Origin of the sequence: Merdimmobilis hominis (assembly GCF_016901855.1) — a bacterium.
In the GTDB taxonomy this organism is placed as follows: domain Bacteria; phylum Bacillota; class Clostridia; order Oscillospirales; family Ruminococcaceae; genus Paludihabitans.
This window is the reverse complement of sequence record NZ_JACJKY010000008.1, coordinates 47,351-61,524: the sequence shown is the minus strand read 5'-3', so window position 1 is coordinate 61,524 and position 14,174 is coordinate 47,351. Positions and strand designations below refer to the sequence as shown.

General features: G+C 47.3%; 14 protein-coding genes and 1 pseudogene. 11 read left to right on the top strand and 4 right to left on the bottom strand.

Features of this window, described 5'->3' with window-relative positions; genetic code table 11:
- Nucleotides 1-8: 8 nt before the first annotated feature.
- Nucleotides 9-449, bottom strand: coding sequence for a LytTR family DNA-binding domain-containing protein (locus H6A12_RS06595; RefSeq protein WP_204446105.1), 441 nt, complete (start codon nt 447-449; stop codon nt 9-11).
- Nucleotides 450-1,085: 636 nt separating this feature from the next.
- Here H6A12_RS06595 and H6A12_RS06590 point away from each other — a divergent pair.
- From H6A12_RS06590 to H6A12_RS06565, 6 genes and pseudogenes are all read left to right on the top strand, one after another.
- Complete coding sequence (locus H6A12_RS06590; protein ID WP_204446102.1) at nt 1,086-1,916, top strand: ParA family protein; 831 nt, start codon at nt 1,086-1,088, stop codon at nt 1,914-1,916.
- A complete protein-coding gene (locus H6A12_RS06585) occupies nt 1,867-2,820 on the top strand; it encodes a ParB/RepB/Spo0J family partition protein (RefSeq protein WP_015517958.1) in 954 nt (317 codons plus the stop codon). The genes H6A12_RS06590 and H6A12_RS06585 overlap by 50 nt, the downstream gene beginning before the upstream one ends.
- Before the next feature lie 63 nt (nt 2,821-2,883).
- A pseudogene (locus H6A12_RS13785) lies at nt 2,884-3,114 on the top strand (tyrosine-type recombinase/integrase); the annotation flags it as partial.
- A gap of 4 nt (nt 3,115-3,118) precedes the next feature.
- The gene (locus tag H6A12_RS06575; protein WP_204446099.1) at nt 3,119-3,448 is read left to right on the top strand and encodes a plasmid mobilization protein; all 330 of its coding nucleotides are present in this window, start codon (nt 3,119-3,121) and stop codon (nt 3,446-3,448) included.
- A gap of 521 nt (nt 3,449-3,969) precedes the next feature.
- On the top strand, nt 3,970-5,652 hold the full coding sequence (locus H6A12_RS06570; RefSeq protein ID WP_204446097.1) for a putative bifunctional diguanylate cyclase/phosphodiesterase: 1,683 nt from the start codon (nt 3,970-3,972) through the stop codon (nt 5,650-5,652).
- A gap of 176 nt (nt 5,653-5,828) precedes the next feature.
- Nucleotides 5,829-6,641 (top strand): hypothetical protein, encoded by an 813-nt coding sequence (locus H6A12_RS06565; RefSeq protein WP_204446095.1) that lies wholly within the window; start codon nt 5,829-5,831, stop codon nt 6,639-6,641.
- Between the two features lie 48 nt (nt 6,642-6,689).
- Here H6A12_RS06565 and gltA read toward each other — a convergent pair whose 3' ends face one another.
- The 3 genes from gltA to H6A12_RS06550 form a co-directional block, all read right to left on the bottom strand.
- Nucleotides 6,690-8,081, bottom strand: a complete 1,392-nt coding sequence (gene gltA / locus H6A12_RS06560) for an NADPH-dependent glutamate synthase (RefSeq protein ID WP_204446092.1) — start codon at nt 8,079-8,081, stop codon at nt 6,690-6,692.
- Between the two features lie 2 nt (nt 8,082-8,083).
- Nucleotides 8,084-8,923 (bottom strand): sulfide/dihydroorotate dehydrogenase-like FAD/NAD-binding protein, encoded by an 840-nt coding sequence (locus H6A12_RS06555; protein WP_204446090.1) that lies wholly within the window; start codon nt 8,921-8,923, stop codon nt 8,084-8,086.
- A 145-nt stretch (nt 8,924-9,068) separates the two neighbouring features.
- Nucleotides 9,069-10,259 carry an iron-containing alcohol dehydrogenase gene (locus H6A12_RS06550; protein WP_204446088.1) on the bottom strand — a complete coding sequence of 397 codons (1,191 nt, stop codon included), beginning with the start codon at nt 10,257-10,259 and terminating at the stop codon, nt 9,069-9,071.
- Between the two features lie 158 nt (nt 10,260-10,417).
- Here H6A12_RS06550 and H6A12_RS06545 point away from each other — a divergent pair, with 158 nt between their 5' ends.
- The 5 genes from H6A12_RS06545 (at nt 10,418) to H6A12_RS06525 (ending at nt 14,172) form a co-directional block, all read left to right on the top strand.
- A complete protein-coding gene (locus H6A12_RS06545; RefSeq protein WP_204446085.1) occupies nt 10,418-11,347 on the top strand; it encodes a LysR family transcriptional regulator in 930 nt (309 codons plus the stop codon).
- An 18-nt stretch (nt 11,348-11,365) separates the two neighbouring features.
- Nucleotides 11,366-12,142: a pyrroline-5-carboxylate reductase gene (gene proC, locus H6A12_RS06540; protein ID WP_204446083.1), complete on the top strand. Its 777-nt coding sequence runs from the start codon at nt 11,366-11,368 to the stop codon at nt 12,140-12,142.
- 225 nt (nt 12,143-12,367) lie between these two features.
- Nucleotides 12,368-12,793, top strand: coding sequence for a 50S ribosomal protein L13 (rplM, locus tag H6A12_RS06535; RefSeq protein WP_207753194.1), 426 nt, complete (start codon nt 12,368-12,370; stop codon nt 12,791-12,793).
- 38 nt (nt 12,794-12,831) lie between these two features.
- Nucleotides 12,832-13,230 carry a 30S ribosomal protein S9 gene (gene rpsI, locus H6A12_RS06530; RefSeq protein WP_204446081.1) on the top strand — a complete coding sequence of 133 codons (399 nt, stop codon included), beginning with the start codon at nt 12,832-12,834 and terminating at the stop codon, nt 13,228-13,230.
- 87 nt (nt 13,231-13,317) lie between these two features.
- Nucleotides 13,318-14,172 carry a DUF368 domain-containing protein gene (locus tag H6A12_RS06525; protein WP_204446079.1) on the top strand — a complete coding sequence of 285 codons (855 nt, stop codon included), beginning with the start codon at nt 13,318-13,320 and terminating at the stop codon, nt 14,170-14,172.
- The last annotated feature ends 2 nt before the right edge of the window (nt 14,173-14,174 follow it).

The following is a 14,174-nucleotide window of genomic DNA, read 5'->3' as shown; positions in this document are numbered from 1 at the left end:
TCGTCACCTCATATTCCTAATATTTTTTTGATTTTAGCAACATATCGTCGGGATACATAGGTTGTTGTTCCATTTGAAAGTTTCACGCAAATAGTTCCGGTAAAGCTCAAATCGAAATTATCAACTCTTTTCAGATTAATAATCTCCGAGTTGGAAATACGGACGAATTGATGAGAGTTCAAGCGTTCCTCTATCTCGTACAGCCTAATGCGTAGAGTGTATTCTCCGTTGTCAGTGACAGCAAAAACTTTTCCTGAACTTGCATAGACTCTGATTAAATCTGATTGCTCCAATACTTCAATTTTTTCGTTTTTTATGCCGGTTATTATCTGAGGAACATCTTCCGACAACTTCTTTATGATAGAATTAACTTCTTCAGTCATTGAAGCCGTCAATATAATCACTTTAGGTTCTTTGCAGGAGTCCTCAATCTTAATTTCTATTTGCATTATGCCACCTCCTCTGTGTGATTTCATTATAAGGAAAAAGGAGATCACTTTCAATAAATTAGAAATAGTCGGTCTGTTTGGTAATATAGATGGTTATTTTAGCCGCTTGTTTCTCTACGGAGAAGCAGGCGGCTTTTTTGCGTTTTAGGGCAATTTTCAAGGGCAAAAAATTTTTTTCAAATTTTTTTGAGATTTAGGGGGTGCATTTGACCTCTCCCAGTGGGAATAAGTGAAGGGGTTGTTTCCCGCAGGGGATTTCCCCCTTCAAAGTACCTTGAAAATTGAATAGACAGGCGCTAAGGACATTAGTTCTGATGAATAGCCCGAAGGTGGGTACGCCGTGACTTTTCCTATTGATATACGGAGAACGAGCGAGAATCCCCGACCTGAAATTCAGCTTGCTACTGAAACGGCAATGACAGTCAGAATGATAATGATACTTCTCTACGGAGCTGGCGGAGTACCCGGCAGAGGTGAGATTCCTATGATACGGTTTCGCAAACTGTAACCTTAGTGCTTCCCGTACAAAGCAAATCGCTTTCCGCAGGGGGTGTTGAGAACAAATACTGCGGTCTTTACATAGCCGCCTCTTATTGAGGCAGGCTGTGAAATCTATGAAAGGAGGTAAAGCCGGAGATGTCAAACTGCAAGACGATTGCAGTATGCAATCAAAAAGGCGGTGTGGGCAAGACCACGACTACGGTTAATTTAGGCGTCGGACTTGCTATGCAAGGAAAAAAAGTGCTTCTGATTGACGCTGATCCACAGGGCGATTTAACGACCTGCCTCGGCTGGAGGGATAGCGACAGTCTTTCCGTAACGCTGACAGAGAAGTTACAAGCGATCATATCGGAGCAGGAGCAAAATCCCTTTGACGGTATCCTGCAACATAAAGAGAAAGTAGACCTTGTACCGTCCAATCTCAGTCTATCGTCATTGGAAATGACGCTTGTAACAGCGATGAGCCGAGAGAGCGTCCTGAAGAATTACCTGAGCCTTGTAAAAGACAAGTACGATTATGTCCTTATCGACTGTATGCCGAGCTTGGGTATGATTACCTTTAACGCTCTTACGGCGGCTGACAGCGTGATTATCCCCGTTCAGGCGCAGTATCTTCCCGCTAAGGGAATGACGCAGCTTTTGGGGACGATTGCGAAAGTAAGGAAACACACAAACGCCGATTTGAAAATCGACGGTATTCTTCTGACGCTTGTGGACGGAAGGACAAATCTTGCGAAAAGCACAGTGGAAGCACTCAGGGAAAATTTCGGCAGCCATATCAGGATATATAGATCAATGATTCCGGCAGCCGTAAAAGCCGCAGAGGTATCTTCTAAAGGCACAAGTATCTACGCCTATGAGCCGAACAGTCCGGTGTCTAAGGCTTACGCCGGTTTCACAAAGGAGGTGTTAGCCGATGGCAGGCAGAAAGAGCGACTTCACGCTGCCCACGAACACGCTCGATGAGCTGTTTTCCTCTCAGGAGGAAAGGGACGAAGCGAAGCTGTCTAAAATCAGGGATATTCCGCTTGAGGAAATCGACGATTTCCCCGACCACCCGTTTAAGGTGCGGGAAGATGAGGATATGTTTCAGCTTGTGGAAAGTATCAAAGAGCGTGGCGTGATTACTCCCGCTACCGTAAGGCAGAAGGAGGACGGCAGATACGAGCTTATTTCAGGACACAGGCGAAAAAGGGCTTGCGAGCTTGCCGGATTTGAAACGCTCAGATGTGAGGTGGTAGACCTCGACCGTGATGAAGCGACGATTTTAATGGTCGAAAGCAACTTCCAACGGTCGCAGATACTTCCCTCGGAAAAAGCCCACGCATATAAAATGCGGCTGGACGCTATGAAAAGACAGGCAGGCAGACCGAGAAAAGAAAATTCATCCCCAGTGGGGATTGATTTACGAGGTAAGCAATCGCTTGATTTAATGAGCGAGGAATGTGGCGATAGTCGAAATCAAATACACAGATATATCCGTCTTACAAACCTTGTTCCTGAATTGCTCGAATTTGTAGACGAGGGCAGGATTAAAATGCGCCCCGCCGTTGAACTGTCCTATCTGAACGAGGACTGCCAGAGGGATTTGGTGGACGAAATCGACTTGAACGATTGTACCCCATCCCACGATCAGGCAATCCGTATGCGGAAATTTTTCGAGGAAGGCAAGCTGACAACAGAAGCGATTTCTGCGATTATGAGCGAGGAAAAGCCGAATCAGCGTGAGAAGATTGTTTTGCGTGGGGACAGGGTGCGAAGCCTGATCCCGAAAAATATCCCCATCAACCAAACGGAGGAGTATGTCTGCAAGGCGCTGGAGCATTACAACAAGTTTTTGCGTAACCGTGCCGAGCGTGACAGCAGGTAAGGCGGAGTGTGTTTTTCTTCTTCCCCTTCCTCACACTCCAACCCCTAAACTAAATCAAAACTTACAAATCGTTTTCACAAGTTATCTGAAGAAGCAGGATTGAGGCGTATTACCGTACACGGGTTGCGACATTCTCATGTATCCCTTCTTATAAGCAAGAAATATGATATTTTTGAGGTGTCAAAACGGATAGGACACAAATCCATTAAAACGACGCAGGATATTTATGGACATCTGTTTGATGAAGTTCAAAAGACGATTGCAAATGATCTTGACAGTCTTAGGAGGAGGTAAAAATATGTCAGCTAAAAACTGTGATACCCATAATAGGTTTCGAGATAAAACAATAGCCTTTCGTGTTTCTTCAGAAGAGGACAAACAGATCAACACTGTTGTAGAGCTTTCAGGAATGACAAAGCAGGATTACATTACATCCAAGTTGCTTGACCGAACTATTTATGTGAAAGGCAACTGCAAAGTCCATAGAGCTGTTTATGATAAGCTCAATGAAGTATTGGCTGAATTGCAGCGAATTGAAAACGGAGGAACGGTAGATGATGAGCTGATGGCGAATGTAAAATTGATTGCAGAAATCATTGATAACCTATATATCAAGAGCGCTATCTAACAATGAAGTCCGGTTGACGAAACCGGGCTTTTTGTTTATAATGAATTAACGATTTCTACATACCCAACCTCAAAACCGTGTGGTATCATTTCTTTGCAGTAATTGCAACACTTTTTGCAACACGAGGGACGATAAATAAAATACGACATAGAAAAATGCCCTCAAAAACGCCTGAAATGATAGGAAAACGCACTGAAAATAGGGTGTGGGAGAATATTGTAAAAGAATGGGAATGATTTCTCACCGTTAAAAAAGCCCGTAGTTATGCGGTTTTAGCTGTTTGAATGTCCTTTGTGGCAACAAAATGGCAACATTATTTGGATTATTGCAAAAGTAAAGAGCTATCTGATTTCAAGTTGAAGTCAGATAGCTCTTTTGTTTAGGTCTAACAGTGGATTTCGGTTTGTATCACACCATTTATTGGAAAATGAAGTTGCACAACCTTATTAAATAACATCTATATCATATTGAGATTTCATAAAACCAATCATTCGTTTTTTATTGTAGACGGTAATTTTGTCATGAGTGGGCATGGGTATGTTCACTTGCTCAATAAAGACGGCGACGTTTTAGTCCGTTCGAAGAATACGATTGTAAAAGAAGAGCCCTTGACGGTTTTTGACGTACCGTATTTAGATGATAATACCAGAAAACAGGTCGAAAAAGCGATTGCCAGCCAAGAGCCGGTTTACGGCAGTTTTTTCTATGAAGGAGAACAGTGCCATTTTTATATTTATCCGACCAAAATCAATGGTTGGAATTTGTTTTGTGCCGACAGGATGTGGGGATCTGCGGCATCATTTGGCCGGATCATCATTATGGTTGGATGTGTGTTCTTTGCGCTTTTGATTATTATGCTGGCACTTATGGTTTACGGCTATTATCGATTTCGTAAAAATGCAGACTTGCTGCTCCATTTTGCATATTTTGATACGGTTACAGGCGCTAAAAACACAAGGAGATTCGACCGTGACTTTCAAGCGTTTACGAAAAAGCATAAGGCATACAGTGTTGTCGCATTGAATATCCACAATTTCAAAGGAATCAATGATCTGTTTGGAAAATATTATGGCGATAAGGTGCTGTGCTATCTCAAAAAAGCAATTGAAAATCATTTGAATGATGAAGAGTTATTCTGTCGTGATTCCAGTGATCTGTTTTATTTATTGCTTGGAGAGGATGACCAAACGATTATCAAAGAACGCTTGGAAGCAATCATCGGGCAGGTCAAACAGGAGTCTTCTCATGCGGAATACAGCTATGAAATCTCACTGTACGCTGGGGTGGCCGTGGAAGGTGACCGCGAACAGGCGCTGGTGGCGTTGCAGGGAATTCGTCAAAAGCATCATATCGATGTCGCATTTTATGATGAAAAGCTGCATGAAAAGATTCGGGAAAAAGGAAAAATTGAAACGCACATGCAGCCGGCGCTCCAAAGCCATGAGTTCAAGCTGTTTTTGCAGCCGAAAAATGACTTGAAAAACGATAAAATCATTGGTGCAGAAGCACTGGTGCGTTGGCAGAAGCCGGATGGATCGTACCGATATCCCAATGAATTCATACCGCTGTTTGAGGAGAACGGTTTTTGTGTGAATCTGGATATGTATATGCTGGAGCGGGTGTGCGAACAAATCCGCGCATGGATTGACAGTGGAATTGAGCCGATTCCGATTTCTGTCAATCAGTCAAAGCTGCTGTTTGCAAACGGCAATTATCCGGAAGTATTGACACAACTCGTGAATCGTTATCAGATTTCCCCTTCACTGATTACACTTGAAATTCTCGAAAGAACTGCGGTAGGTGATTTTGAGCAGATCAGAAGCCAGATTGATGTTTTGCGCAGTAAGGGATTCAAAGTATCTATGGATGATTTCGGAAGCGGATATTCTTCACTGAATATGTTATATCATCTCAATATTGATGAGCTGAAACTTGATCGCGGATTTGTGCAGAAGACGTCGTATGGTGATAACGGACGCCGTCTGATCATATTGGAACAAATTATTTCGTTTGCGAAAAAGCTTGGCATTTCGACGGTCGCAGAGGGAATTGAAACACAGACGGATAAGGATACGATGATGAAGCTGTCATGTGATTACGGTCAAGGATATTTTTATGGGCATCCGATCAGTGCAGAGGAATTCAGCGAACGGTATATGGCTGTCCGTGCGAAGAAAAAATGCGGATCATCTGATGAAAAGTAGAACATGTCAATCAAAAATGCACCTGTTGATAGAATGAATTTGTTGAAACATTCCGCTATCCGTGTTATACTAACATTGAAGATAGGCGGCAAGGGGTGGTTTGGATGAAGGGAAAATGGATGATATGTTTGGCGATATTGTGCATGTGCATATTTGCATTGCCGGTGTCAGCAGATATGGGACCGAAACCATCTGTAACGCTTCGTTTTGAAGGCATCGACACACCTTGTTATGCAACATTGTTGTCAAAAGAATCATCGACAGGGCCGTATTCGGTTTGCGATCCTTCGAAAGAAAATGCCATGTATCAGCCAACAGATCCTGACTATGAGATTTATCAGGCGTTTGTTTCGTATCAAGATGCAGACGGATACTACTTTTTGCAGTATCTGGGCGCTTGTTCGGATGAAACACCGTTTGTCTGGGGATATTATCCGCCGCAGACGTTTAAGGTGCTGTTATATTTTCCGGGGAGTGATCAGTTTGCGGTGAGCAGCCTGACCTATGAATGTGATGCATTCCACAGTTACTATACGGTGCATGTGGAAAATGAAACGATCGCGCAGGTTGTTTCGGAACAGGCTGTCACGACACAGCGCATTTACCGGACGATCAAGGAGGTCGGTGCACTTGTGGTGCGTATGGCGCTGACGATCGCGATTGAGATTGGGATAGCGTTTGTGTTCGGCTATCGAAAAAAACAGCAAATTCTGCTGATCGGCGGTGTCAATATTGTCACACAGCTTTTGTTGAACGCACTGCTTTTGCTTGTCAATCATACAGCCGGCGGTGCATGGGCAATGGTGCTGTATCTGCCGGTGGAATGTTTGATTTTCCTGATTGAAGCGGCAGTCTATGTGTTTGCGATCGATCATCTGGTGAAACAGGAGCGGGAGACGCATCGAGCGATCTGGTTTGCGATTTGTGCAAATGCGGCATCGTTTATGATTGGATTCGGCGTGTCATACGTCATTCCGTGGATTGGATAATAAAAAACTGCGGCGCTTTATGCGCCGCAGTTTTTGTTTGCAAATTTATTATTTATTCGATAAATACTCGTCGATGGCTTTTGCCGCTTTTTTGCCGGCACCCATCGCCAAAATGACAGTTGCCGCACCGGTGACTGCATCGCCGCCGGCATAAATGCCTTCGCGGGAAGTCAGACCTGTTTCTTCCTCGGCAACAATACAGCCGCGGCGGTTCGTTTCGAGACCTTTGGTGGTCGAACGAATCAGCGGGTTCGGCGATGTGCCGATTGCCATGATGACACAGTCTGCGTCCATGACAAAGTCACTGCCTTCGATGACAACCGGGCTGCGGCGGCCGGAAGCGTCCGGTTCGCCAAGCTCCATTTTCACACAGCGCATGCCGCAGACAGCTTTATTTTCGTCACCGATGATTTCAACCGGGTTGGTGAGCATATCAAAGATGACGCCCTCTTCCATCGCGTGTTCGATTTCCTCGCGGCGGGCAGGCATTTCTTCGAGCGAACGGCGGTAGACAATATGTACTTCCTCCGCGCCCAGACGCATTGCACAGCGTGCAGCGTCCATTGCAACGTTGCCGCCGCCCACAACTGCAACCTTTTTCGCGTGCTGAATCGGGGTGTCAGCACCTTCGCGGTATGCTTTCATCAGGTTTGTACGGGTCAAGAACTCGTTTGCGGAATAAACGCCGTTTAAGTTCTCGCCCGGGATATTCATAAAGCGCGGAAGTCCGGCGCCGGAGCCGATGAATGCAGCTTCAAAGCCGTAGTCGTCGAACAGCTCGTCAATGGAAAGTACCTTGCCGATGACCATGTTGGTCTGTACGTGTACGCCGAGTGCTTTTAAATTGTCGATTTCTTTTTGCACAATCGCTTTCGGCAGACGGAACTCCGGAATGCCGTATACCAGCACGCCGCCGGCTGTGTGAAGTGCTTCAAATACCGTCACATCATAGCCTGCTTTCTGCAGATCGCCTGCGCAGGTGAGACCGGCAGGACCTGCACCGATGACAGCGACTTTTTTGCCGTTAGAGACCGGTTTTTTGACGGCTTCAGTGCTGTGTGCCATGTGCCAGTCTGCGACAAAACGCTCAAGTCGGCCGATTGCAACCGGCTCGCCTTTGATACCGCGGACGCATTTCGATTCACACTGGGTTTCCTGCGGGCACACACGTCCGCAGACAGCCGGAAGCGAGCTCGATTTCGACAAAATTTCATAAGCAGCAGCGAAATCGCGTTCTTTCACCTTTTCGATGAATGCAGGAATGTCGATGCAAACCGGACATCCCGATACACACGGTTTGTGTTTGCAGTTTAAGCAGCGGTTTGCTTCGTCAACCGCCTGTTCTTCTGTATAGCCGAGTGCGACCTCGTCAAAGTTGCGGCTGCGCACTTTCGGGTCCTGTACCGGCATTTCATTTTTGGTAAGCGACATATTCGGCATGATCAGTTGACCCCCTTAAACAGGTTGCAAGTTTCCTCGCGTTTTTTTGCTTCAAACGGGCGGTACATTGCACCGCGCTGCATTGCCTCGTCAAAATCAACGAGATGGCCGTCAAAATCCGGACCGTCGACGCAGGCGAATTTTGTCTCGCCGCCGACAGTCAAGCGGCAGCCGCCGCACATGCCGGTGCCGTCGATCATGATCGGGTTCATGCTGACGACGGTTTTGATGCCGTATTCTTTGGTGAGTTTGCAGACGAATTTCATCATAATCAGCGGACCGATTGCAATGACTTCGTCATACTGCTCGCCGCTCTCGATGAGTGCTTTGAGCGCATCGGTAACAAGACCTTTGTCGCCATAAGAACCGTCGTCTGTCACAATCACATAGCGGTCGCTTACTGCGCGGAAATCGTCTTCCAGGATAACAAGATCTTTGTTTCTGAATCCGACGACCGAGTGCACCTCAGCGCCCAGCTCGTGAAGCTTTTTCGCAACCGGGTAAGCGATTGCACAGCCAACGCCGCCGCCGATCACTGCCACTTTTTTGAGTCCCTCAACATGGGAAGCGGTGCCCAAAGGACCTGCAAAGTCGCACAGGCAGTCGCCTTCGTTTAAATGGTTCAGTTTTTCGGTGGTAGCACCGACAATCTGAAAAATGATTGTAACCGTTCCGACTTCGCGGTCATAGTCGGCAACGGTCAGCGGAATGCGTTCGCCGTCTTCGTCGACGCGGAGAATGACAAACTGACCGGGCTGTGCTTTTTTCGCAATCAGCGGTGCATCAATGACCATGCGGGTGACCGTCGGATTGAGTGATTCTTTTTTCACAATCGTATACATGATGTTTCACCGTATTTCTTTCATAAAATTCAAGATAAAATGAATAATAAGGGACAGTATACACCGTCCCTTATTATATTATGCCGCGCAAAGACGGGTTTGTAAAGCATTTTTTGCAAAAACAAACGCAAAGTCCTGCATATTTTTAAAAATCGACCGGCAGATTGTAGTAGCACGCGGACAAAAGACGCTCCATGTCCTCCTGTGACGGAATCCGCGGATTGGAACCGGTGCAGGCGTCGCTGATTGCCAGTGCGGCAACGTCGTGAAGTTTTGCTTTGAATTCCTCTTCGGGTACCATGCCGTTTTCATAATCTTTGATGCACGACGGAATGTTCAGCCGGCGGTTATAGTCTTCGATCAGTTCGCACAATCCCTCGACCTGCTCCAAAACGGTCGGACGTTCCAAGCCGAGTGCCGCTGCGATATCTGCATAGCGTGCAGCTGCTTCTTCGTTTTTGGCGTTGTAGCGGATGACCTTCGGCAGATACATTGCGTTTGCACAGCCGTGAACGATGTGACCGTTTTCGTAAGCCGCACCTGTTTTGTGTGCCATGGAATGGACGATGCCGAGCAGTGCGTTCGAAAATGCCATGCCAGCCAGGCACTGTGCATAGTGCATTGTTTCGCGTGCATCGTGGTCACCTTCGTACGAATCGGCAAGCGAAGCGACGATCATCTGGATTGCTTTGAGTGCAAGCGGATCGGTGAACGGCGAATGTGCAGTCGAGACATATGCTTCGATTGCGTGAGTGAGTGCGTCCATGCCGGTGTGTGCCGTCAGCTTTTTGGGCATTGTTTCAGCGAGATCCGGGTCAACGATTGCGATATCCGGTGTGATGTTGAAGTCAGCCAGCGGATATTTGATGCCTTTTTGGTAATCGGTGATAACGGAGAATGCGGTTACCTCGGTTGCGGTGCCCGATGTCGACGGAATGGCTAAGAATTTTGCTTTTTGACGCAGTGTCGGGAAAGCAAACGGTGTGATGAGATCTTCGAATTTGGTGTCCGGATATTCGTAAAATGCCCACATTGCCTTTGCAGCATCAATCGGAGAACCGCCGCCGATTGCGACAATCCAGTCCGGCTCAAATTCCTGCATGACAGCCGCGCCGCGCAGAACGGTTTCAACCGACGGATCGGGTTCTACACCTTCAAACAGCTTGGTTTCAATGCCTGCTTCTTTTAAGTTGTCAAGCACACGATCCAAAAAGCCGAACCGTTTCATTGAACCGCCGCCAACCACAACGACCGCGCGTTTGCCGGGCAGTGTTTTTAATGTGTCGAGTGTTCCCCGGCCAAAGTAAATGTCACGAGGGAGAGTAAAACGAGCCATAAGAAATCCTCCTTTATGGGCAGAAACTTTAAATAAGTAACAAGTGAAATTGTGAATCTTTTCACACTTTTATTTTATCATTGTTTTTAAAAAGCGGGTAATGTATAATTGTGATATCTGATATCAATGAAAAGAATAACACGGAAGGAGGAGGCTTTTTGAATTTTCAGCAGCTTCGCTATGTGGTGGAAATCGAGCGAACCGGTTCGATTTCCAAAGCGGCAAAAAATCTGTTTATGGGACAGCCGAACTTGAGCAAGGCGGTCAAAGATCTTGAAAACGAGATTCGTATCACCATTTTCAAACGAACAGCGCACGGGGTGGAGCCGACGCCGATGGGGGAACAGTTTCTCTCCTATGCGCGCACGATTCTTTCCCAGATGGACGAGCTCGAATCGCTTTATAAATCGGACGGACAGGAGTCACTGCAAATGACGGTGAGCGTTCCGCGTGCAAGCTATATCGCATCGGCGTTTACGTCCTTTTTGGATCGGGTGCCGTCGGATACTGCGCTCGAAGTCCATTTTAAGGAAACGAATGCGATGACCGCCATCAGCGATGTGGCGGGCGGAGAGTCTGCATTTGGCATCATCCGGGTACAGAATGCGCACGAGGAATATTTCTCTTCCTATTTAAAAAGCCTCAAACTGGAGTTTTCCACACTGTGGGAATTTCGGATGTGCCTTTTGATGGCGAACAACCATCCGCTTGCACACGCGTCTGTGATTCCGTATCACGCGCTCGACGGCTATCCCGAAATTGTGCACGGTGATATTCAGGTGCCGACGATTTCGTTTTCGCAGATCAACCGTGACGCCGTATTAAAAGGAAAGAAAAAGCGGATTTACGTGTATGACCGTGGAAGTCAGCTGTCCCTTTTGCAGAATTTGTCGGGCAGTTATATGTGGGTGTCACCCGTACCGTTTGACTTTTTAAGCGAGCACGGACTCGTGATGAAAGAGTGTCCCATGGCGGACAAGATGAATAAGGATTTCGTAATCCACCGGCCGCGTCATTTGTTTACCGGCGCCGAACAGGAGTTTCTGGATACCGTGCGCCGGCTGACAGCGCAGATGGTGGAAGCATAGAGAGGAGTATTTGGCAGGATGAAGATCGGATTTATTGGATTTGGCAATATGGCACAGGCGATTGTGCAGGGACTGATTGCGGCGAAGGCTGTTTCGCCGGACGAAATCTTTGCGTGTGCCGCACATTATGAAAAACTCAAAACAAATGCCGCGTCGTTCGGCGTTCACGCCGAAGAATCGGCAAAGGCAGTGGCAGAGCAGGCGGATATGGTGGTCATTGCAGTAAAACCGTATCAGATTGAAGCAGTGGTCGAACCGATCAAAGAACTGCTTCTTACAAAAATCGTCGTGTCGATTGCGGCAGGACGTCCGTTTTCGTGGTATGAGCAGGTGCTTTTGCCCGGCACACACCACATCAGCACGATTCCGAATACGCCGGTGTCCGTTTGTAAGGGCATCTTTGTGTGTGAGCAGACGCATTCACTCACCGAGGACGAGTGGAACACATTCTGCAATCTGTTTTCTCAGATTGCACTGATTGAGCCGGTCGATTCCGATCATCTTTCGATTGCGGGAACGTTAAGCGGCTGTGCACCCGCATATACGGCAATGTATATCGAAGCGCTTGCCGATGCGGCAGTCAAACACGGCGTTGCCCGTCAGACGGCATACCGCCTTGCCGCACAGATGGTCGTCGGTACCGGTAGCTTACAGCTTTCCACCGGTGCGCATCCGGGTGCAATGAAGGATGCTGTCTGCTCGCCGGGCGGAACAACGATCAAAGGCGTTGCCGCGCTTGAGGAAAACGGCTTCCGCAATGCCGTCATTAAAGCGATTGATGCCGCAGAAAGCTGAACGGCTTTCGGTGGAATATACGAGAAAAAGCCCGCCAACCCGGGCTTTTTTTCTCAAAACAGAAAATGAAACAAAGAATGAGAAACAGAGCGTTTTGGAGCATTTTAAAGAGAAATCGAGAGAATGAGGTGTGTAAATTAAAAAAACGGACTTTTTGTTCTTGACAAGGAGGGCTGATGCCGATATAATAGGGAGCATGCTGAATAAATATTGGAGGTTCCTATTATGTCTACTACAATGGCAAAAGCACAGACAAGCCGGAAATGGTATGTCCTCGATGCAACCGATGTGCCGCTGGGCCGTCTTGCTGTGAAAGCCGCTGTTTTGCTGCGCGGCAAACATAAACCGGATTTCACACCGAACGTTGACTGCGGCGATCACGTTATCGTTGTCAACGCTGCTAAAGCAGTGCTCACCGGCAACAAACTTCGCAACAAAAAATATTATCATCACACCGGCTGGATCGGCAACATGAAAGTCGTCTCCGCTTCCGACATGATGAAAAACAATCCGGAAAAAGCAATGACTCTGGCAATCAAAGGCATGCTGCCGGATACCGTTTTGGGCAGAACACAGCTGCGCCGCCTGCGTGTATACGCTGGTGCTGATCACAGCCACGCTGCACAGAAACCGGAAGTTTCCCCGTTTTAATTTTTGAACTTTTAAAATAACATTAGGAGGCAATTTAGATGTACGAATCTCGTCCATATTTCTATGGCACCGGAAGAAGAAAAAGCTCTGTTGCAAGAGTTCGCGTATATGCCGGCGAAGGCAAAATCACCATCAACGGCAGAGACATTGACGATTACTTCGGCCTTGAGACACTCAAACTCATTGTAAATCAGCCGCTCGAGCTGACCGAAACCGTCGGCAAATTTGACATCGTCTGCACCGTTGCAGGCGGCGGCGTAACCGGCCAGGCTGGCGCAATCCGTCACGGCCTGTCCCGCGCACTGCTGCAGTACAGCGAGGAACTGCGCCCGCTGCTTAAAAAAGCTGGCTTCCTCACTCGTGACCCGAGAATGAAAGAGCGTAAAAAGTACGGTCTCAAAGCTGCACGCCGCGCTCCGCAGTTCTCCAAACGTTAATCGAATTTTATCGTTTTTCAAAAAAGATTCAACCACTTGCGGTTTGAATCTTTTTTGTTTATTAGTGTGAAAATAAAGGAGATCAATATGGAATCAAAGCATCCGACAAACAAAGCGGCGTTTTGGCTGCTGCGAATCGTGCAGGGCGCGCTCATCGGCGTCGGTGCGGTACTGCCGGGCATTTCGGGCGGTATTCTCTGCGTTGTATTCGGTATTTACAAACCGGTGATGGAACTTTTGTCGAATCCAATCCGCCGGTTCCGTACGCATGTGCCGCCGCTTTTGCCTGTGCTGATTGGCGTGGCAGTCGGATTTTTAGGCATTGCAAAACTGCTTGCGTTTTTCTTAGAAACGTATCCGGAAGCATCGGTCTGCGCGTTTGCAGGCATGATCATCGGGATGCTTCCCGATTTGTTTAAAGAAGCCGGTCAAAAAGGACGTTCGAAAGGATCGTGGATTTCGCTTTGCATTGCAGGCGCTTTTCTGCTTGCGTTGCTGATCGGTCTGCGTGCATTCGAAGTAGAAATTGCACCGAATGTCGGCTGGTATCTGTTCTGCGGTTTTTGCCTGGCGCTGAGCATCATCGTACCGGGTATGAGTTTTTCGACACTGCTCATGCCGATGGGACTGTATACGCCGTTTGTCGCAGCGCTTGGCGGCTTTGACTTCGGTGTGATTGCCGTTGCGGGTGTAGGCGCGCTTATTACGATTGCACTTCTCTCAAAAGCAGTCAACCATCTATTTGACCGATACTATTCATTTGCATTTCATGCGATTATTGGCATTGTCATTGCATCGACGCTTATGATTCTGCCGTATCAGAGCTTTGTTTCCTCACCAGTGACGTGTGTGATAAACATTGTCTGCCTTGTCTGCGGCGTGTTGTTTGCATGGGCACTCGGCCGATTTAACAGCCGTTTTTCAAAAGAAGAGGAAGCATAACT